Source organism: Photobacterium sp. (assembly GCF_057456235.1).
Map to the genome: position 1 here is coordinate 71,157 of NZ_JBVCPH010000002.1, position 21,385 is coordinate 92,541.

Genomic DNA, 21,385 nt, shown 5'->3' on the forward strand with positions numbered 1-21,385 from the left:
TGAAAATTTAGAAACGTGATATCAAACCACATAAACGCCATCGATAGTATGCTTGTGTGACATATGTGAGTTGTACTTTTTGTCTCGATAGCAGGGCAGAGATCACATTTTATAAGCATCAATAATTATCTATTTATTATGACGATAAACGAAAGCATAAATCAGCCATTTGTCAGCATTAAATGACTATATTTCATCACACTAAGGCGGCATATTATAACCATTGAAGAGCAAAAATATTCCAGGCTCATCAAGCATAAAGATTAAATCCATATTGTATTTATATGTAGGTATCAAACATCTAATTATTAATTAAAAATTAGAAAGAATTAAAAACAGCCATCAGACTGCTTATATTTTATTGGGAGATGGTTATTAATGTACCTATTTAATTATTCATGTTAATTCTCTTGGAGATTATAAAATGAGTGTTTCCAACGATCTATATCCAAATGCTTCAGCGCCTCTTGAAAGAAAAGATAGTGGTGTTCCCTATGTTCGTCCTGGCCTCCATGTTGAATCTTATAATGACTTCGATCCTCTACGTCATGTCATTGTTGGTATTGCCGATAACCAGCATATTCCAGAGGCATGCCCGGCAAGTAATGAAAAAATCCCTGCGGACTCTCCGATGCGTGGAGGGAAAGCTGGGCGCCGGACTCAAGAGTCGATTGATCGTGCTAATGAATGTTTAAACGGCTTTGCCAAGCAACTGGAAGATCGTGGAATTATTGTCGACCGTCCGGGAGCAGTTGATTGGCATCAGCGCATTACGACGCCAGATTTCACCATCAGCTCTGGCTTTGGCGTTATGCCGCCACGAGACTGCTTGTTAACCATGGGTAAAAGCATACTGATGGCGCCGATGAGTTTCCGTAGCCGTTATTTTGAATATCTCGCTTATGTTGATTTACTGCGCGAATATTTCGAATCTGATCCTGAATGCTTAATTGAACAAGCGCCACGTCCTCGTCTTTCTGATGATAGCTTCCGGATGGATTATGTTGCCGCTTATGAACATCTTTCCGATGCAGAAACCATGGCACGTTCGCTGCGTAAAGAATACAGTACCAAAGAGACTGATATTCTTTTTGATGCCGCTGATATCATGCGCTTAGGTAAAGATATCTTTGTTCAGCATGGACTGACAACGAACTTAGCCGGTATTCGCTGGATCAAACGTCGTTATGAACCTCAGGGTTATCGTGTTCACACTTTGAGCTTTGAAGATAACCACCCAATCCATATTGACGCAACATTCTGCCCGCTTCGTCCGGGACTTATGTTGCTTAACCCCAATCGCCCATTATTCAAAGGCCAGCGTGAGATCTTTGAAAAGAATGACTGGGAAATTGTTGAAGCGGTTAACCCTGCGTGGGATAACCCACCGCCGCTATGTTACTCAAGCACATGGCTGTCAATGAATACTCTGATCCTTGACCATAAAACCGTGTGTGTCGAAGCATCGGAAAAAGCCCAGCAAGAGCAGTTTGATAAGCTTGGTTTTGAGGTTGTTCCGGTTGATTTGCGTGACGCTTATGCCTTTGGCGGCGGCTTACATTGTGCAACGGCTGATGTATGGCGTGAGGGTACGTGTGAAGATTACTTCCCGAATCAATTTGCAGGCGCGCACGATATCAGCCACTGGGAATACTAACGAATTATAAAGCGTCTCCTTTAGGGTATTCTATTGGATGGGAATAATCCTAAATATCGACAGAATCCGGGATCACTATTGATCCCGGATTTTTATTTATTTTGTGTCTGCCAGGTGGTGGAGTGACGCTGTCACTTTTTGAGGCTCTGATGCCTGAAACCTGCCAGTTAGAACAGCATACAGATCACAGCCAGATCGGCACGTAAAACGGAACGATGATCAAGGTGTAAGGTCGAATTGTAATTCTGTGTGCATCGCAGCATGTAAGGCGATACGGTGCACCCATTAAACCAGTGCAGAAATAGAGAATTACCTCCCTACTCTTGGATAGGCAACAAACCTATGCCGACTTTTACTATTAAAGCGTAAAGTAATTGTACTTAAGTTCACCGAGATTAGCGGATGATACTTGCGAGGTTAATTGCTTGAAATCGGCAATGATCAGCTTCAGAGCGGCTAAAACCCTATAAAGGTGTAACGCTTGTTCCGCGGTCAAAGAAACCAGTAATACGGAATCTGTATTAATATTCTGCATGCTTTTGTGCAAGTGTAACTGCAACTGCTCTAATTTCTTCTCCAGCGGTTGAAGATGGTCAATATCACCGCTACGTTCCAGTATCTCTGACAAGCCCATAATCGTGTCAGCAAGTAGTTTGGTCATTTGGGGACCTGCGCCCTGTGATAACCACTTCGTATAGCCATCCTGAAGAGAAATCAGTCGTAAAGTAATGGTATAGAGTTTGGGTATGATCGGAGCAACCTGATCTTTATCAAGCGCTGGATACCTTGACCAATCAATCCGCGTTACCGCTTGATCTGCCAGCATCACTGAGCGGAGCGGGCTCTGACCAAGCAAGAGTTGACCACAAACGCGGGTTAATAAGTTCCCTTTTTTTGCACGCAGGCTCAGCCGGCGTAGTTGCCAGGTGAACAGATGGTGTAACAGCTTTATATGGCGGAGAAATACCCGCTCCGGCAAGCTGGAAAACAATCCGTGGTTGAAGAAATAAATCACCAACATGGCCACGCCGATCAAAAACAAGAGCAGCAGAGTGCCTTGAATATCATATACAGGCTGTAATTTGAGCGCCCCCATTGTTATAACGATCAAGAGCTGTGACCCAAGCATCCGGGACAACACCTGCTGAGGCTGATAAAACCAATACCAAATTGCAAAACAATTCAGAAAATAAAAAGCGCCCAGCTGCCACACCTCGGTAAAGTAGGGCATCACGAAGACAAACTGCAGCAAAATAACGCAGGACCAGCCGATGATGCTAAATGTGATAGCTTTAATATCACAAAAGGGCATTGATACCACCACACTCGCTAAGATAACGCCCAGCATGACAATCATCGAACCACCCGTCATCGGGATCAATAACCACAAGCCAATAAAAACCCAGATCATAACCCATGCTTTGAAAGCCTGACACAGACGTTCACAGTCCAGCGAACCACGCCACGAGGACGCCTTCGGCATGACGGCGACATCCAAAGAGTTAAGCGCCAAAGCCGCAGACAAGGTGAGCAACATATCGCGGCTCAATAGCTCTAAATCATTCAGTACCTGCTCCAGTTGCAACACTGCGCCATGCTGTTGGGGATCCTCCACCATTTCCTTTTGCAAAGTGATGATCATGGGATCCGGATTATCATTCTGTCCAGTTCCCCGGAGCGCCGCTTCTGCACTCATAAAGCGTTGTTTAATTCTAGCCAGCAGGGCCTGAATATCCTGCTGGCTAGGGGTGACCACCGACGGATCCAGCAACTCACAGGCCTCGGACAGGTGCCCGCAAAGAAGTGCCCACTCACGGGTTTGTGTCAAGAAACCGTTCCAGGTCTTGGCCTCGCTCGCGATGTGGTAACTGTCGACCATCGCTGCCGGAAGCAGATCCTCAAGCCGGGTCAAAAACTTCAACCCGTCACCAAATCCAAGCCCCTGTAAAAGCATATCTTTTCCAGCTAAAGCTTCAGCCGTTTTAGCTATCTTATTCTGCTGATCAGTAAAGAAATTCAACAATGTTGCATGTAATCCCTGTCGGCTGGATGTCGGCCAAACCAGACTGAAGACCAAGGTAAAACAGATGATCCCCAGAACCGTCTCCTGCAAACGCAGCACTGCTACCGTAAATGTCAGCTCCCCCGACAGTTTTCCCATGACCACTATCAGGGTGCACACAGTCAGAGCCATCGACCAGATATACCCCGTACGGGGGTTAGCCTGCAGATAGACACACAATGCGGCGAAGAAGGTAAAGCTAAGCAGAAACGGTAGTTGCTGCTGGGCAAAGAAACCGACAAACAGAAAAGCAGATATAACCCCGATCAGCGTCCCAACCAATCGATGGCGCCCTTTGCGCAGCGAGTGGCCGGTTGTTTCCGTCACCGACATCACAATAACCGCGATTCCGGCCCAGTATGGCTTATCCCAACCCAGCCACAAGGCACTCACCATCGCCAAGGTTAATGCCAGGGCAACTTTCAGCGGTAGTTTACTGCGGTTGCTAATCATTGTTCCTCCTTGTTTACGGTTGCTCGGTACGAGGATGCTTGATGATCATCACCGAAGCTGAAGTGCCGACCCTAAGCTGCACATTCTCTGGTATCGCATCAAGCTTGATCCGTACCGGGATCCGTTGTGCCAGGCGGATCCATTGAAAGGTCGGACTGACATTTGGCAACAGATCGACGCCGGTACTACCGTCTTTATGTGCAATGCCATACCCAATGCTCTCCACCCGGCCCTTTAGCGGTTGGTCCGGATATGCCATCAAGGTCACCACCGCCAGCTCGCCCGGGCTGACATCATGGATATCGGTCTCTTTAAAAAAGCCTTCGATCCAAAAGCTATCTCGGTCGACCAACGCCAAAGATGGCTGATTGGCTACAACCTGACTGCCGTTACGCAGTGTTAAGTTTGTCACAAATCCATCCGTCGGTGCCTTCACTTCGGTAAACGCCAGATTAAGAGCAACCTGCTCGACGGTGGCACGGGCAACCATCACTCCCGCTTCTGCGGCTTCCACCGCCTTGTTAACATTGATCAAGGTCGATATCGATACCGCTCCAGAACCGCGTTTATGCAGCGCCTGCTGGCGTCGGGCTTCATCCTGTACTTTGGTCAATCCAACCTGGGCCTGCACCAAACTGGCTTTAGCCTGGTTAAGGGCAACCTGATAGGTCCGCGGATCTATTTCGAACAACGTCTCACCTGCTGAAACCGCCGAATTGTCCTTTACTTGCAGCGAAACAATCGGACCCGTCACCCGAGGCGTGATTTGGATAACCTGCGCCCGGACCTGTCCGTCTCGGGTCCAGGGATTTTCGAGGTAATGCTGGTACTTCCAGCCAATAGCAGACAGGGCGGCCAAAACAAGAACCGCCGTCAGGAAAAAGCGTTTTAACACAGGCATACTCACAACAGACAATTATGAAGGAATGAAAAAGATGCTAATTAGCACGGTATAAATCACGGTCAGCGATAACTCGACCAGAGGCGGAATAACAAAAAAACGGTGCCAGCGTAATTTGTTCATCAGGCGGACAGTGAGTGACGTTAAAACCAAGCCGATCAATGCGGCGACCAGCAGCGGTGGAACATAGAGATCGCTCAGGGCAATCTCTCGCGGGGCAGCAGACAAAAAAGTGTTCATATTCACCAAATCAGTTCAACAGCTCATATTCACCACCGGTGATTAATTATTACCCAGCCAGCATAGTGAATATAAAGTGTGATGATACTCACGGATTTACAGGTAATAAATAGGTAGAAACGATACACTATCAAAACTGACAGTTTCGAATAAAGTACGTTATAGGTCTTACACAACGACCAGAGTAAACAGAGGACAGGATGGATCGACTAACCAGTATTGAGGTTTTTGTACGTGCCGTAGAATGCGGCTCGTTTGTCTCTGTCGCTGAAGAGAAAAATCTCAGCGCCCAGATGGTCGGTAAGCATGTCAGGGGACTTGAAACTTTGTTGGGTACCAAGTTACTGAATAAATCTACCCGGCACCAAAGCCTTACCCCGGCTGGCGAACAATATTATCGCCGGTGCAAGAACATTCTGGCGGAACTGCACGCCGCAGAGGAGGACATCCACCGTACCCTGAATGAACCCTGCGGTAAATTAACCGTCGCATCAGGTGTCAATTTTGGTATCAGCAGACTTGCCCCGATAATGGCAAGATTCCACAATGACTACCCCAAAATGAACATCGATGTGTGCCTGAGCAATCATTCCATTGATTTGCTTAAAGATGGCTATGACATTATTTTTCTTGATCATAACCAGGTGAGTGACTCTCTTATCGCGAAAAAGATAAGAAGCTACTCCATGGTTGTCTGCGCTTCTCCTCGTTATCTTGAACGCTTCGGTATACCGCAACACCCCAAAGAATTGGTCGATCACCAGTGCCTGCAAAGCAGTTCGAGCAAACACACCCAGCAATGGCAATTTATTGATGGCGATACATTTTACTCCCCAGCGATTTCATCACGACTAATGATCAACAGCGGACAAGCCATGCTCAATGCTGCCCTGGAGGACGCCGGTATTACTCTGCAACCCATTTTTCAAGTTGCCGACGCTTTAAAAAACGGCCAGTTAGTCCAAATATTGGCGCAGTATCCGCTGCAGAAGATCGACCTATACATGATCTATCCTCCTCATCTACGCAATACCGCCCGATTAAATGCACTACTAAAATATTTTGAAGAAACATGACGGCCTCGTTGTAAAGTTATACTGAAATTCAACCAACGTAAGCGTGAGGATATAACAATGTATAAAATGATGAGGTATGGAACGGTAAGACCAACCGATTTAGAATCTGACTCTGCTTAAAGTGTGAAAACAAAACCTGATACTTAGGATGGCAAAGCCTAATGAATAATTCACGATTAAAGGTTATGTCCACCGAGAGGAGTGCCGGGTCTATTGGGCTGTCCATTAAATGACCGAACAGTGCCTACTCTTTCCCCTTGGCAATTTCAAAACACTCTTCTCCGTGTTTCTTGATCAGGTTCACGATATCTTGATCGAGTTTTCCACTGCTGGTTAACTCATCAAGAATATCAATCACCTTGTTTAATGGCATTCCATCCCGGTATGGCCTGTCTTGTACCAACGCCTGAAAGACATCTGCAACAGCAATAATTCGTGCTTCAACACTTAAATCTTGTTTATTAGGATGAAATGGATAGCCAATACCGTTAAGTCCCTCATGGTGGAATGCAGCCCAACAGGCAATTTCATCAAGTCCCTTGATATGTCGAAGAATTTCATATGTCTCATAGCTGTGCTGGTTCATAATTGAGCGTTCAATATCACTTAAAGGCCCGGGCTTATCAAGTATATGGTCTGGAATATGGAGCTTTCCAAGATCGTGCAATAAGCCTGCGATTTCAATTTTTTCGCATTGTTCGCTAAATAACCCAATCGTTACTGCAAGATAGCGCGCTAAACTGGCAACCCTTCTTGAGTGCTGGGCGGTAAATGGACTTTTCTGGTCGACGATATAAGCCATAATCAATGAAAGTTGTTTAAGCTGAACAATATTTAATGACTGACTGCTCTCAAATTGCCCCATATCCCATGCATACCGTGTGATATGACGATTTTCTAATGCAATCCAAAAAGCCTCGGACTTGCATATCTGACGAAAAGCGCTAACAATTGACCGATCAAAATATGTTCCTTCATGCTGAGTAATGGATCGAACGATATCCTCCCTGGCAAGTAATATATCTGTCTCGTAATGAGTTGCAGCCAGCACATCAATACGATCGGAGAGAAAAATAAGGTTAGCCATGCGAGAATCGTGCGGACTCACATCGAGCTTCTTCAGTTCTTCCCACGGTGTGTGGTGGTAAAGAATCGGTATGGCAAATGTTGAAAGTGGCTCGAAATCCTTCAGCAAAGCGTAGCCAATTTCACAGTGTTTATGCGCACCGCTCCAGTCAAAATGATTGACAAGTTGAGAGTGCATTTGCTCGGTAGATACGCCGCAGTCATGCAGTAAACCAAGATCAAATGAAAACTGTATAGCTTGTTCACTAAAACCAAGCTGTTTTCCCAGTTGACTCGCAATATAACCAACACGCTTTCCGTGATTTGTATCGTTCATTCCCACAAGAGAGACAGCAGTCTCGATCGCCAGAATCATTTGCCGAAGATTGATTTGTAATTTTGAGAATGTACTCATGCATCACCCCTGATTTAATTGCTTTTTAAAAAACATTAAACGTTCCATGCTGATTATTTTACAAGAGAGGATCGAAGGTCATTTTTTAAAGACGTATAAAATCAGTTACTTATTGGGGGGCGTTTCTGGTTACAACCGACCTTCGGTATGCAAAGCCCACAGCTTAAGATCAGACTAGCAACATATGTATGCAGTTTTATTGAAATGGTTCACGTTATGTGAATGCTGTTGCATTTGTTGTGCTGATTAAACCTCTAGCCTGAAGGTGTTATTGAGCGTCGACACGTAGTAATAGTCGTCTACATAATTCGCGATTAATACCAACTAACGAGAAAGTATGAATACTGAGCTGTCTTAATGTTTTTCATAAAAAGACATCAGTAATGATGTGAAAATCTAACGTTGTGCTAGAGTTTTTAAAAAAGAAACAGAATGATGTTTAAATAATAGGTCATCAATACAAGGGCTTATTGGGCATGAAATGTTTCGGCACTGAGCGCTATTCAACGTAATGGTTAGCAAACGCTCTCAATTTAACCTGTTATCCTCTGATACTGTTGACTTAGCTTGTTGCTATGCCTCAGCTAACGCTCCGGTGGTAGACCCAGGCCAAACAGAACGTTCAAGAGCAAGCCCATCAACTGGCAATACCCTGAGCGTTGCACCACTATTGGTTCCGGCTATTAAACAAGTGATTCGAAAAATAGCATCGTCAGATATTTGATCTGAAAAACAGTCTCAAAAATTACTGTCGATCAACGTGACTTGGGCAGTTATTTTTACCAATTCGCCACAAAGTGGATAACAGACAATGGCTTTGACCCAAACGCCCTTAGAAAAAGGCTTTGAAAAACTATACACACCGTTTCAAAAGTTTATTCACGATCAAACTACGTCGAGTATTATTCTTATTTTGTGCTTTATAGCTGCGCTCGTCATTTCTAATTCGCCACTGCTTCAAAGCTATGAATCATTTACTAAAATATCTGCCGGATTTATTTTTGGTGATCGATCTTTTCATATGGATCTGAAGCATTGGGTAAATGAAGGGCTAATGACCTATTTCTTTTTTTTGATTGGAATGGAAATCAAGCGAGAAATATTAGTGGGTGACATTAGAACTACCCAGCAGTTAACCCCAATTTTGGCAGCGGCGATAGGTGGCATGTTGCTACCAGCCAGTATTTACTATTTGTTTAATCTATCAAATGAATTCTCTCATGGATGGGGAGTTCCTATGGCCACAGATACAGCACTCTCCCTTGGTATTTTAGCTTTAATTGGTAAGCGGATACCTGCAGTGACGGCCATATTTTTTACTTTATTTGCCATTATTGATGATTTGGGGGCCATTTTAGTCATCGCTTTCTTTTATTCTGAATCAATTAACACCGGCAACATAATAATAAGCATAATGCTACTTATGACATTGGTTCTTTGTAATTTATTTGGTATCCGGAAGCCGAGTATCTATTTCTTTGGTGGTGTTGTGATTTGGGCCGTTATGCTTGATTCTGGCATACATGCCACCATATCCGGGATACTTGTTGCTGCAACCATTCCGGCACGGTCTAAACACGAGCCAAGTTGGTTTATACATCGTGTTCATCGACTACTTCGCAGATATGAACACATTGAATATGAAAAAGATAATAATACCCCAGTGTTAGGCGAGCCTGAGCAGCATGATGTAGTAGAAAGAGTAAAAGAGGCCGCGGAAAAAGCGACAACGCCCTTAAAGCGATGGGAGAATGTATTAGAGCAGCCTGTAGCGTTATTCATCCTGCCTTTATTTGCGTTTTTTAATGCGGGCGTACCCGTTAGTTCAGACTTATTAGTCGGTGCCGTTACCGAACCCTTTGCGCTTGGCATATTGTTTGGCCTTGTTATTGGTAAAGGTGTCGGTATCCCATTATTTTGTTGGATAGCGGTTCAGTTGAAGTTAGGGCAGCTGCCAGCAGGAATGAATATGCAACACGTTATCGGTGTTGGTTTATTGGGTGGGGTGGGGTTCACTATGTCAATATTCATCAGCGGGCTAGAATTTGAAAATAACCTGCAAGCATTACTGACATCGAAAATGGCAATAATGCTCGCTTCTTGTATTGCAGGGTTAGGTGGCTACTTATGGCTTCGCTTTCAATCCTCCTCCAAAATTTCAGACGTTGCCAAGTAGATAAAGTGAAGGTGGCGCTCATACTGGGTAAGTGCATCGGCAATGATCTGTTCCTTGCTGTAACCGAGAACATCATATTGCTGGCCGCCTTGCAGCAGGTAGACTTCTGCCCGGTAATACTCTTCGTGCTTTTCATCGGCATAAGTTGGAACCGCAAAACGGCGCAACCGAATGCCATAGGAAAAATTTTCGACATCACTTTTATTAATAGTCAGACGAACCCCGTTTTCTTTTACCGCAACCTGGGTCGTTAATCCTTCTTTGTCCATCTGCTGAGCCAATTCTGTCAGAGCAGGAACCGCTACCCGCTGAATAAAGCTATTTGCCTCATTAATACGCGGATAATTGAGTAACGCAAAAAGCCTGGATTGCCAGTTGACACTTGTCTGAGTATATTGCAGCGACGTATTATGGTTTTGTACGCTGTTTTGTAACATCTGGTCATTTTTGATCGCCACAAACAAGCTATAGCAAAATGCCAGCATAATCAGCATAAAAGGAAATGCGGTAGCAATGGTCAATGTCTGCAAAGCGGAAAGGCCGCCAGCGGCCAGTAAGGTAGCAGCAACGATCCCTTCCAGAGAAGCCCAGAACATACGCTGCCATACCGGGGGATGCTCCGAGCCTCCAGAGGTTAGAGTATCGATGACAAATGACCCGGAATCAGAGGAACTGACAAAGAAAGTGATGATCAGCATCACGGCAAGCGCTGAAAGAACTGAAGAGAACGGCATATGTTCAAAAAATACAAATAAGGCCACCGAAACATCATCGTTCACAGCATCCGCTAGATATTGACCGGCATTAGTACTGATTTCATGAATTGCCGTATTGCCAAAAACGGTCATCCACAGAAAAGTAAAGCCGGCCGGTATAAACAAGACTCCTACAATAAACTGACGAATGGTACGGCCTCGTGAAACCCGAGCGATAAACATGCCAACAAAAGGAGACCAGGACATCCACCACCCCCAGTAGAGCAAAGTCCAACCGCCTATCCAGTCTTCTTTCGGATCATAGGCATACAAATTAAAGGTGTTATTAACAATTTCGCTCAAGTAACTCCCTGTATTTTGCACGAAAGTTTGCAAAATAAAGACAGACGGCCCAACCAATAACACGAAAATAAGCAGTGTAACCGCCAGTGTCATGTTGATATTTGAGAGGCGCTTAATACCGCCTTCCAACCCCAGGAGCAAAGAAATCATGGCAAATAGAGTAATAATCGCAATCAGCCCGATTTGGACGCCAACCGTCTGAGGTAAATCAAACAAATAGTGAAAACCAGCATTAACCTGTACTACCCCAAAGCCCAGAGAGGTGGCGACACCAAACAAAGTGCCAAGTACGGCAAAGGTATCGACCGCATGGCCCAGCACACCGTAAATTTTGTCTCCGATGATGGGATAAAGGGCTGAACGAGGCAGCAGTGGCAACCCATGCCGGTACGAAAAATACGAAAGAGCCAAGGCGACAACGGCATAAATTGCCCAGGCATGGAGTCCCCAGTGAAAGAACGTGATCCGCATGGCTTGCCGGGCAGCCTCAATACTTCCCGGCTCTCCAATCGGCGGCGATAAAAAATGCATGACAGGCTCGGCAACCCCGAAGAACATCAGGCCTATCCCCATTCCGGCAGAAAATAACATGGCAAACCACGAGCGATTAGAGTAATCGGGGGTGGAATGATCCGGTCCGAGCTTAATGTCGCCAAGGCGACTAAACATAATGGACACCGAGAAAATGAGGAATATGGCGGCAGATAAGATATAAAACCAGCTAGCTTTGGTAACGAGCCAGTGTTGGATCCCCTTGAAAAACTGCTCAGTGGCCGCCGGGAAGATCGCAGCGGTTATCACAATGATAAGAGACAGCGCCAGCGAAGGGAAAAAGACAGCTTTGTTTAAATCGGATTTAACATCCATAGCTATGTACCTATTCGTTATCTTATCGAAATAGCTGGTCTTAACTGGATTGTTTGTTATTCAAATATAGAAGCTAACCAAGAAATGAGTAGATGATTCGATTTTTTTGCTGGATTTTTCCAAAATGATTTGAACCCAATTGCCCAGGCCGCCGTTCATGGAGAGAGCGACACGGTATCCAAATCAACCATCTGCTCACACTCACTATTCCCCGCAACAACGTTATCTCATCATGTCATTCAGCGTCATTGCAGCGATAGTAGCAGGGCGATTACCAAAGCCATTGCCAATTGAGATCGTCTGGCAATGGCTTACCAGCTTTACTAACCAATCGGCCAGATATTTACAGTACGAAACGTCTGGTGGCGTATTCGACAGCACAATAACAACATTAAAATCAATGGCTTTAGGCGGTTCGACGGAATATTATCAATATTAACTCTTGATATATTCGTCGTAAGACGTAATAATCATACGCTAATTGTTTAGACCACTAAGGAATATGGGCGCAAAATGATTACGACAGCACCTTGGATTGTCAGCTCGGCAACATTGACCAAGGATGAATACAAATGGGTCTTTAGAGCACCAAACATCGGCGATGGTGACCAGGTGCATAAGCTTATCGCTGCATGTTCGCCGTTGGATGTGAACTCGTCTTATTGCAACTTTTTGCAATCTACTCACTTTAGGCAAACCTGCATCATTGCAGAATGCAATGACGAAATAGCCGGTTTTATATCCAGCTACCTAAAGCCTGAAAACAATCGTGAACTGTTTGTTTGGCAGGTTGCCGTAGCCCCTAAATATAGGGGGAAAGGGCTTGCATTTCATATGCTAAAAGAACTTCTAATGCGCGATAGCCTGGAACAAGTGAAGGCGGTCGAAACAACCATCACAAAAGACAATCAAGGCTCATGGAGCCTGTTTAAGAAACTGGACAAGGCCAATGATAGCCAAGGGTCAGTGACAACTTTTCTGGACGAGCATAAACACTTTAAGGGCAAACACGATACCGAATACCTGTATCGCATCCCTCTTAGTAACACTCATTAATTCACTAAAAACATGGTCCCCCAATGGATATCTTCAAAAAGCAAGAATCAAACGTACAATCTTATGCAAATAACTTCCCCGTTGTTTTTTCATCTGCAAAAGGGTGTTGGCTACATACCGAAGATGATAAACGTTACCTCGACTTTCTGGCTGGCGCAGGTTCGTTGAACTACGGTCATAACAATGCAGTACTGAAACAGGATCTACTTGATTACATCGATAGCGATGGGATCACTCACGGGCTGGATATGCACTCACAGGCCAAAGCGGAGTTTTTAACCGCACTCCGTAATCATATATTCGAACCCCGAAAGCTTGATTACAAAGTGCAGTTCACCGGCCCTACCGGCACCAATGCTGTTGAAGCGGCAATGAAGCTTGCTCGTAAAGTAACCGGCCGTACGAACATCGTTACGTTTACCAACGGCTTTCACGGTTGTACCGCCGGTGCTCTGGCGGCAACGGGAAACCAGCACCACCGCAGCGGAGCGGGTATGCCTCTGACAGGCACATCTCGTCTTCCGTACGAAGGCTACGCTGGGGTTGATGGCCTGACTCTGTTTGAAACCATGTTAAACGATAACTCAAGTGGGTTAGACAAGCCTGCAGCCGTATTAGTTGAAACGGTGCAAGGTGAAGGCGGCCTGAATGTCGCATCCAATAACTGGCTGAAACGACTGAGCGCAATTTGTCAGCAGTACGAAATCCTGCTGATAGTTGACGATATTCAAGCTGGGTGCGGCCGTACCGGCACATTTTTTAGTTTTGAACCGGCGGGGATCAAACCAGACATCGTGACCCTGTCCAAGTCTATTAGTGGTTATGGGCTGCCAATGGCATTGGTGCTATTAAAACCAGAACTCGATATATGGCAGCCAGGCGAACATAACGGAACTTTCCGTGGAAATAACCATGCCTTTGTGACAGCCACAAAAGCAATTACGGCTTACTGGGCAAACCATGACTTTGAAGAGCATATTGCGCAGCGCGCAAATCAGGTCCACAAAGCGATTAAACGTGCCATGCACCGTTACCCTTCATTGTTTGTCCGCGGGAAAGGCCGAGGCATGATGCAAGGTGTCGAGTGCAAGAGCGGCGCAATTTCATCTGCCATCGCCAGAATATGTTTCGAAAAAGGGATGGTTATTGAGACCGCAGGCCCAGATAACGAAGTCGTTAAATTCTTCTGTCCACTGACTATTAGTGAGTCCGAGCTTGAGCAAGGATTGCATATTTTCGACCAGGCAGCAGATATCGTCGCCACTAAACTGATGAAGAAAGCGTCTTAAGGATTTTAAGCATGATTGTAAGAACTCTGGAAGAGTGTCAAAACAGTGAACGCCGTGTCGTGTCGGACAGCTGGGAAAGTATCCGCATGCTGTTAAAAGACGACAAGATGGGGTTTTCATTCCACATCACCACTATTTATGAAGATACGGAAACCCATATCCATTACCAGAACCATTTAGAATCGGTTTACTGTATTTCCGGCGAAGGTGAGATCGAAGTGATCGGCGATAAAACCTACCCGATTAAGCCAGGTACATTGTATATCTTAGATAACAACGATGAGCATTACTTACGTGCCTATAAAAATAAAGAGATGGTAATGGCCTGTGTGTTTAATCCGCCGATTACCGGTGCCGAGATCCATGACGAGAATGGAGTGTATCCGTTAGTGGAATAATCCTCTTATCAAGGGCAGTCAATGCCCTTTTCCCCCACGGATTTAATACAACGAGTAAAGGATTCCCTCATGAGTTATACCGTAGAGAAGATCGGCGGTACATCAATGTCAGCATTCGATGCTGTCTTAGATAATATAATGCTGCGCCCCGCCTCTCCCTATAATCGAGTTTTTGTGGTATCGGCTTACAGCGGTATCACCGATGCGCTGCTAGAGTGCAAGCGCACCGGCAAGCCCGGCATTTACCAGTATATCGCCAAGCGTGATGAAACATGGCGAAAAGCTGTCGCCGATTTAGAAATGCGAATGATACTTGTCAACGGAAATATGTTTGCCGACCCTGTTAATCGCCGGCGTGCCGATACGTTTATCCGTTCACGAATCACAGACGCCATCAGCTGTATCACTAACATTATGGAAACCTGCCAGTATGGCCAGTTCTCTTTGCGCCATTACTTGCCGCAAATCAGAGAATTTTTATCATCGCTCGGTGAGGCACACAGCGCCTATAACACGGCCCTGAAATTAAAAACCCTGGGCATTAATGCCAAGTTTGTTGATTTGTCCGGTTGGGATGACAAGAGCTATGGCAGCCTGGATGACGTCATCAAACATGCATTTGCCGATATTGATGTGACTCAAGAACTGCCTATCGTGACTGGCTACGCCTATTGTGATGAAGGGCTGATGAAAACCTACGATCGCGGTTACAGCGAAATCACCTTTAGTCGTATCGCATGTTTAACTCACGCAGATCAGGCCATCATCCATAAGGAATATCACCTAAGCAGTGCCGATCCGCGCATTGTCGGTCCTGAAAAGGTCTTCCCGATGGGGCACACCAACTTTGACGTTGCCGATCAATTGGCCAACTTGGGCATGGAGGCGATCCACCCTAATGCAGCATCTGGGCTACGTCAAAATAACATTGAAATACGGATCAAAAACACTTTTGAACCTGAACACCCGGGCACACTTATTTCACAAGACTACCAGCCTGAAGCTGAAATGGTGGAAATCATTGCCGGTAAAAGCAAGGTCTTCGCTCTGCACATTTTTGATCAGGCGATGGTTGGTAAGGCCGATAATGTCAGCTATGAAATGATGGAAATTATTTCTGACGCCAGGGTGAAATTAATTGGTAAAGAAATGAACGCCAACTCCATTACTTACTATTTAAGTGGTGGGACAGAAAGCTTGAACAAATTGCTCTATAGGGCAGAAAAACGCTATCCAAATTCAACCATTACCGGCTGTATGGTTGCACTGATTTCAATTGTTGGTGCCTTTATCAATACCAACACCGCGTTAAGCAAGGGCATACTCGCCTTAACAGAGAAGCAGATTTCACCAATAGCGGCACACTCTTCCATGCGTAATGTGAATGTCCAGTTTGTGGTAGAAGACAAACACTACAAGGCGGCGATATGTGCACTTCACTCCGAGTTTATCAGCCGGGCTGAAACGCTGACAAAAAAGGCCGGTTAGAGTCAGTGCATCATGCTCCTTTTCTGAAAGCGAGCGGCTAAAATCGACCGGAAAATTCCCTCAAGTCTTATGCTCCGCTCGTAAATGGGCGTTTTCTGGTTCACTTTACGGCATTAACCTTTGTAAGCTATCGAGGCAGATCTCAGATTGATAATCAACGCCCTTAAGATCAAAGCCGTTCAGTTGCATAAAGTCTGATTTATAGCCCTGATAATCGCCGAGCTGGGCAAAATTATCATGGTTTATTTGTGCCATCAGTGCATCAACCTCGCGCTGCACATCGTCACTGAGCTCCCGGTCATCGATACGGATCAGGCGCTGACAATCAACCGGCACGGTATGTTCTGTGCCGTATAACCGTTCAGCAAACAGCCGCTGCATCTGTTCGATACAGCCTTCATGCAAGCCTTTTTCTTTCATCACTTTAAACAGTGCCAGAATGTAAGGCGAAAATGCAGGAATAAAGACGCTGGCTTTGGTAACCAGCGCTTTACATACCGAGACGTGGGCACTGCCGCCAATGGCTGCCAGCTTGTCATTCAGGGTATTGCTGGTGGCATGTAAGTGCATTTTTGCCCGTCCCAGTGTTCCCTGATGGTAGATAGGGTAGGTACTTTTTGCCCCGATATAGGAATACGCCACGGTCTTACACCCTTCGGCAAGCACACCCGCCTCAGACAACATGTCAATCCAGCTGGCCCAGTCTTCACCGCCCATCACTTTTTCTGTGGCTTCAATTTCCTGCTCAAGCGCTGATTCGATGGTCATTTGTTCCATCTTATCGGTTTCAAGATTGATCGTCGGCCCGGTAACGGGCTCGCCGATAGCTTTAATGGAAGACCGCCACATTTCGCCGGTTTCAGGGTTGGGGCGCACGCCTGTTGCCAGGCTGTAGACCACTAAATCGAGCTGGCCGCCGAATTCGGTTTTGATGTAATCAATCACTTGCTGTCGGGTTTGCGGAGAAAATGCATCGCCGATAACGTTTTTACCGATCAGGCCCGCTTTTTCCGCTTCTTGGCGGAAGAAGATATTGTTGTACCAGCCGGCACTGCCTATGCCTTTGTCGCTGGGACCCCGCTCGAATGAAACACCGATGGTATCTGCGTGCGCCCCACCAAAGGCAAGGGCGATACGCGAGGCTAACCCATAGCCGGATGATGCACCTAAGATCAGGACTTTCTTCGGCCCGTTATCAATGGGCGCGACCGATTTTACGTAGTCGATTTGATTGCGAACGGCTTGCTGACAGCCTACTGGATGGGCTGAACGGGCAACGACCCCTTTAATAACGGGTTTAATGATCAATGGGATCTCCTCAGATGCGACCAGCGGTAATGGTCTGGCTAAATATTCACCACGACATTAAACCAATATTCGTGAAGATTTGTTTTGATGCCAGATAAAGAAAGCCCCGTTTCGGGGCTTCTGGTTTTTGTTCCGGTAAAACGCTTTAGCAGATAAGCGCTAAGTTAACGTCAGCCCTGCCAGCGCTTGAATATCAGTGAGGTGTTGATCCCACCAAAGGCAAAGTTATTGCTCATAATGTACTGGCAATCTAACTCGCGGCCTAGTCCTGAAATGTAGTCGAGGTTGCCACAGCGTTCATCAATGTGCTCCAGATTCAGGGTCGGGTTAAACCAGCCGCTGTTCATCATTTCCAAACTTAACCACGCTTCAATCGCACCGCAGGCACCTAACGTATGGCCGAAGTAGCTTTTTAGCGAGCTGATCGGCGCTTTATTGCCGAAGATGTTGGCCGTGGCATTGCTTTCAGCAATATCGCCTTTTTCCGTTGCGGTACCATGGGCTGAGATGTAGTCGATGGCATCAGCTGAAAGCTTGGCATCTTTCAGTGCCATTTCCATACAGATCTGCATTGTATCCATTTGAGGCTGGGTGACATGGGCTGCATCGCAGTTGGTAGCAAAGCCGACAAGCTCTGCATAAATCTTCGCCCCGCGGGCAACAGCATGTTCGTACTCTTCCAGTACTAATGTACCTGCACCTTCACCAATCACCAGGCCATCACGTTCAGCATCGTATGGGCGGGGAGTGGACTTCGGCACATCGTTTTTCAAGCTGGTTGCAAATAGCGTATCAAAGACCGCGGATTCAGTCGGGCATAGCTCTTCTGCCCCGCCAGCAACCATGACGGTCTGGTAGCCATGCTTAATGGCTTCATAAGCATAGCCAATGGCCTGGCTGCCAGATGTACAGGCACTGCTGGTCGGGATCACCCGGCCGCGCAAACCGAAGAACAAACCGACATTCACCGCGGTGGTGTGTGGCATCATCTGGACATAAGTGGTCGCGGTGATCGCTTTGGTGGTCTTTTCATTTAGCATCACCCCGAAGGCACCGATTGCCGCGGTACTGCCCGTTGATGAACCGTAGGCAATACCGGTCTGGCCGTTGGTCAGCACGTCGTTATCGATCAAGCCGCTTTGGATCAGGGCATTTTCAGTTGCAAGAGTGGAAAGCTTGGAAACCCGGCCCATTGAGCGGATCTTTTTACGGGTATAGTGCTTGGGCAACGTGAAGTCTGCGATGGGGGCGGCCAGCTTGGTATTTAAACCGTCATACTGCTCATAGTCCGTCATGTACACGGTGGCATTCTCACATGCACGGAGTTTAGGCTCAACGCTTGTCCAGTCATTACCGAAAGCGGTAACACCAGACATACCTGTAACAACAACGCGGCGGGTCATACAAGACCTCCGTTTACAGAAATAACTTGGCGGGTGACATAAGCGGCGATATCAGACATCAGATAACTGACCAGCCCTGCGACTTCTTCTGGTTCCCCCATACGTCGAAGTGGCACCAGAGGTAACGCTTGTTCTTTTACGTGCTCTTCGACCATGCCGGTATCAATCAGCCCCGGTGCGACACAGTTAACGGTGATTTTGCGTTTTGCCAGTTCGAGAGCCAGTGATTTGGTTGCACCTATCACGCCGGCTTTGGCGGCACTATAATTGGTTTGACCGCGGTTCCCCATAATGCCAGACGCTGAAGCGATGGTGATAATACGGCCACCTTTGCGTTTTTGTACCATCGGCATGACACACGGGTGAAGCACGTTATAGAAGCTGTCGAGGTTAGTGCTGATCACGCCATCCCACTCTTCTTCTGTCATGGCTGGGAAGGCGGTATCCCGGGTTATTCCCGCATTGTTGATCACGCCATAATAGGCGCCATGTTCGGCTATATCGGCTTCCAGACGTTCTCGGCACTGGTTGCGATCACAGATATCAAACTGAATTAGATGACCGGAACCACCCGCTTGTTCAATTTCGGCCAATGTGGCCTCTGCGCCTGATTTATCACTCATATAATGGACGGCAATACTAAAGCCATCTTTAGCCAGCTGAGTTGCAATGGCACGTCCGATGCCTTTGCTCGCACCTGTAACTAACACGTGTCGGATCATGAGTGGTTCCTATTGTTCTGAAAACTGCCTAACATTTTATCTAATTTCTCTTGAGGTGGTACGAAGGCATTCAGCTGGCTGGATGCCAGTTCTTGGCCCTGACATTCAATACGGCAGCTAAATACCGCCATGCCATTGCTTTCCATTAAGCGCTCGGCATAAATGTCGAGTATATCGCCTTCCTTAAACGCGCTGCAGCTAGTTTGATAGCGACGGCTGCCAAGTAAAAAACCGATGGGCGAGGCTTCGCCTTGTCGCCAGGCATGATAGCCTGACCAGCCGGCAACAGACTGTGCCATAAACTCAATGCCGACATAACCCGGAATGGTTCGGCTATCTGGATTGAAGAAAATACAGTGTTCACTGATGGTGACCTGGCAATGGACATGTTCTTCGCCGACGTCGATAAGCTCGTCAACCAACACCATCGGCGTATCGTGTGGAAGCAGTTGATGGAGGTGGGGAATACTAGTCATGGACATACCCAAAGATCAGGCTGATGTTATTGCCGCCAAAGGCAAAAGAATTGCTTAAAACTGCCTGTTTCGTCAGTTTTGTCTTGGGTTGAACCAGATTCACCGGCGCTAAGGTATCGGCAATCTGAGCGTCATTGATCTGCGCGGGCAGATCGAGATTGTAGCGCAGAATATGCCAGCAAATGGCGGCTTCTACTGCACTGGCTGCCCCCAGCGTGTGGCCTGTGAAAGGTTTGGTTGAACTGACAGGCGTATGCGGGCCGAATACCCGGTGAATGGCTTTGGCCTCCATTTCATCGTTAAGCGGCGTTGCGGTGCCATGGGCATTAACATAGCCGATATCTTGCGGCGTTAACCCCGCATCTGCTAATGCTTTTCGCATCGCTTCTTCTGCCCCGTTGCCTTCCGGGTGAGGGGCTGAAATATGGTGCGCATCGGAACTGTCGCCGGCACCTAATAACGCAAGCGGGGTGTCACTATTGCCGGTTTGTTGTGGCTTATCAGCATCAAGAGGTTGCAGTTCGGCGGAAAGAGACAGCAGCATGAAGGCAGCTGCCTCGCCAATATTGATGCCATCGCGGTTTTTGCTAAAAGGGTTGCACAAGGTGCTGGAAAGCGCCTCTAAACCATGAAATCCGTTGAGTGTCAGACGGCATAACGAATCAGCACCGCCGACGATCACGGCATCGACAATACCGGCTTGAAGCAGCCGTTTGGCTGACAAAAATACCCGGCCGCTGGACGAGCAAGCGGTAGAAAGGGTGTAGACCGGCCCCGTGAGGGCAAAGTAATCGGCAATAAATTCGCTCGTATTGCCAACTTCCTGTTGGTAGTAATGAAAATCTTCAGGAAAGCTACCGTCTTTAATATTGGCTGTGAGCGCTTGTTCGCCGTCAGCAATGCCAGAAGTGCTGGTACCGACAATAACGGCAATACGATCATGGCCATATTGGGCAATGGCTTGTTCAATGGGCTCGGCAATTTGCAGCAGTGCCGATAATGCCAGGCGGTTATTAAACGTATCCTGCTGTTTGCAGCGTGACGGAATAGCGGGTAGTTCACTGGCCACTTTCCCCACCACCGTCTCTGTTCCGTCATTGAGCCACCCTGAGACAGGGATCATGTCAGGTGAACGCCCCTGTTGCAGACGAGCATGTACCTCCTTGGCATTGAGGCCTAATGCAGAATTAAAACCACACCCGTGGATATAAACCGGGCAGGGGCCGTGTTTCAAGAGTCTGTTGATTTTCGATATTTTTATGGTCATCGCGAATA

Annotated in this window: 18 protein-coding genes; 8 read left to right on the forward strand and 10 right to left on the reverse strand. The window is 46.7% G+C overall.

Annotation, left to right across the window (positions count from 1 at the left end; genetic code table 11):
• The first annotated feature begins 424 nt into the window (after positions 1 to 424).
• On the forward strand, positions 425 to 1,657 hold the full coding sequence (locus AC2204_RS03025) for a serine/threonine protein kinase (RefSeq protein WP_318924012.1): 1,233 nt from the start codon (positions 425 to 427) through the stop codon (positions 1,655 to 1,657).
• 358 nt (positions 1,658 to 2,015) lie between these two features.
• On the opposite strand, the gene AC2204_RS03030 is transcribed toward AC2204_RS03025, so the two are convergent.
• Genes AC2204_RS03030 through AC2204_RS03040 form a run of 3 tightly spaced genes read right to left on the reverse strand, consistent with a single transcriptional unit; the run spans position 2,016 to position 5,313 of the window.
• Positions 2,016 to 4,172, reverse strand: coding sequence for an FUSC family protein (locus tag AC2204_RS03030; RefSeq protein ID WP_318924013.1), 2,157 nt, complete (start codon positions 4,170 to 4,172; stop codon positions 2,016 to 2,018).
• Between the two features lie 13 nt (positions 4,173 to 4,185).
• Positions 4,186 to 5,067: an HlyD family secretion protein gene (locus AC2204_RS03035; protein WP_318924014.1), complete on the reverse strand. Its 882-nt coding sequence runs from the start codon at positions 5,065 to 5,067 to the stop codon at positions 4,186 to 4,188.
• A gap of 21 nt (positions 5,068 to 5,088) precedes the next feature.
• Entirely contained in the window at positions 5,089 to 5,313 is a 225-nt protein-coding gene (locus AC2204_RS03040) for a DUF1656 domain-containing protein (protein WP_318924015.1), read from the reverse strand.
• 200 nt (positions 5,314 to 5,513) lie between these two features.
• On the opposite strand from AC2204_RS03040, the gene AC2204_RS03045 reads away from it, so the two are divergent.
• Positions 5,514 to 6,389 (forward strand): LysR family transcriptional regulator, encoded by an 876-nt coding sequence (locus AC2204_RS03045; protein ID WP_318924016.1) that lies wholly within the window; start codon positions 5,514 to 5,516, stop codon positions 6,387 to 6,389.
• Between the two features lie 244 nt (positions 6,390 to 6,633).
• Here the strand turns inward: AC2204_RS03045 and AC2204_RS03050 are convergent, their stop codons facing one another.
• On the reverse strand, positions 6,634 to 7,869 hold the full coding sequence (locus AC2204_RS03050; RefSeq protein WP_318924017.1) for an HD-GYP domain-containing protein: 1,236 nt from the start codon (positions 7,867 to 7,869) through the stop codon (positions 6,634 to 6,636).
• 811 nt (positions 7,870 to 8,680) lie between these two features.
• Between AC2204_RS03050 and nhaA the strand changes: the two genes are divergently transcribed.
• Positions 8,681 to 10,045, forward strand: coding sequence for a Na+/H+ antiporter NhaA (gene nhaA, locus AC2204_RS03055; RefSeq protein WP_318924018.1), 1,365 nt, complete (start codon positions 8,681 to 8,683; stop codon positions 10,043 to 10,045).
• On the opposite strand, the gene AC2204_RS03060 is transcribed toward nhaA, so the two are convergent.
• A complete protein-coding gene (locus tag AC2204_RS03060) occupies positions 10,009 to 11,970 on the reverse strand; it encodes a BCCT family transporter (RefSeq protein WP_318924019.1) in 1,962 nt (653 codons plus the stop codon). The two genes, nhaA and AC2204_RS03060, sit on opposite strands and share 37 nt — an antisense overlap.
• Positions 11,971 to 12,127: 157 nt before the next feature.
• On the opposite strand from AC2204_RS03060, the gene AC2204_RS03065 reads away from it, so the two are divergent.
• The 5 genes from AC2204_RS03065 (at position 12,128) to AC2204_RS03085 (ending at position 16,201) form a co-directional block, all read left to right on the forward strand.
• The gene (locus AC2204_RS03065; RefSeq protein ID WP_318924020.1) at positions 12,128 to 12,409 is read left to right on the forward strand and encodes a hypothetical protein; all 282 of its coding nucleotides are present in this window, start codon (positions 12,128 to 12,130) and stop codon (positions 12,407 to 12,409) included.
• A 74-nt stretch (positions 12,410 to 12,483) separates the two neighbouring features.
• Positions 12,484 to 13,026 carry a diaminobutyrate acetyltransferase gene (gene ectA, locus AC2204_RS03070; RefSeq protein WP_318924021.1) on the forward strand — a complete coding sequence of 181 codons (543 nt, stop codon included), beginning with the start codon at positions 12,484 to 12,486 and terminating at the stop codon, positions 13,024 to 13,026.
• A gap of 23 nt (positions 13,027 to 13,049) precedes the next feature.
• On the forward strand, positions 13,050 to 14,315 hold the full coding sequence (gene ectB / locus AC2204_RS03075) for a diaminobutyrate--2-oxoglutarate transaminase (protein ID WP_318924022.1): 1,266 nt from the start codon (positions 13,050 to 13,052) through the stop codon (positions 14,313 to 14,315).
• 11 nt (positions 14,316 to 14,326) lie between these two features.
• Entirely contained in the window at positions 14,327 to 14,713 is a 387-nt protein-coding gene (locus AC2204_RS03080) for an ectoine synthase (protein WP_318924023.1), read from the forward strand.
• A 69-nt stretch (positions 14,714 to 14,782) separates the two neighbouring features.
• Positions 14,783 to 16,201: an aspartate kinase gene (locus AC2204_RS03085; RefSeq protein WP_318924024.1), complete on the forward strand. Its 1,419-nt coding sequence runs from the start codon at positions 14,783 to 14,785 to the stop codon at positions 16,199 to 16,201.
• A 105-nt stretch (positions 16,202 to 16,306) separates the two neighbouring features.
• Here AC2204_RS03085 and fabV read toward each other — a convergent pair whose 3' ends face one another.
• The 5 genes from fabV to AC2204_RS03110 form a co-directional block, all read right to left on the reverse strand.
• The gene (gene fabV, locus AC2204_RS03090) at positions 16,307 to 17,509 is read right to left on the reverse strand and encodes an enoyl-ACP reductase FabV (protein ID WP_318924025.1); all 1,203 of its coding nucleotides are present in this window, start codon (positions 17,507 to 17,509) and stop codon (positions 16,307 to 16,309) included.
• A 170-nt stretch (positions 17,510 to 17,679) separates the two neighbouring features.
• Positions 17,680 to 18,912, reverse strand: coding sequence for a beta-ketoacyl-ACP synthase (locus tag AC2204_RS03095; protein ID WP_318924026.1), 1,233 nt, complete (start codon positions 18,910 to 18,912; stop codon positions 17,680 to 17,682).
• A complete protein-coding gene (locus AC2204_RS03100; RefSeq protein ID WP_318924027.1) occupies positions 18,909 to 19,634 on the reverse strand; it encodes a 3-ketoacyl-ACP reductase FabG2 in 726 nt (241 codons plus the stop codon). Before AC2204_RS03100 ends, AC2204_RS03095 begins: the two co-directional genes overlap by 4 nt.
• Positions 19,631 to 20,110: a hotdog family protein gene (locus tag AC2204_RS03105; protein ID WP_318924028.1), complete on the reverse strand. Its 480-nt coding sequence runs from the start codon at positions 20,108 to 20,110 to the stop codon at positions 19,631 to 19,633. Before AC2204_RS03105 ends, AC2204_RS03100 begins: the two co-directional genes overlap by 4 nt.
• The gene (locus tag AC2204_RS03110) at positions 20,103 to 21,377 is read right to left on the reverse strand and encodes a beta-ketoacyl-[acyl-carrier-protein] synthase family protein (RefSeq protein WP_413466660.1); all 1,275 of its coding nucleotides are present in this window, start codon (positions 21,375 to 21,377) and stop codon (positions 20,103 to 20,105) included. The genes AC2204_RS03105 and AC2204_RS03110 overlap by 8 nt, the downstream gene beginning before the upstream one ends.
• Positions 21,378 to 21,385: the final 8 nt, after the last annotated feature.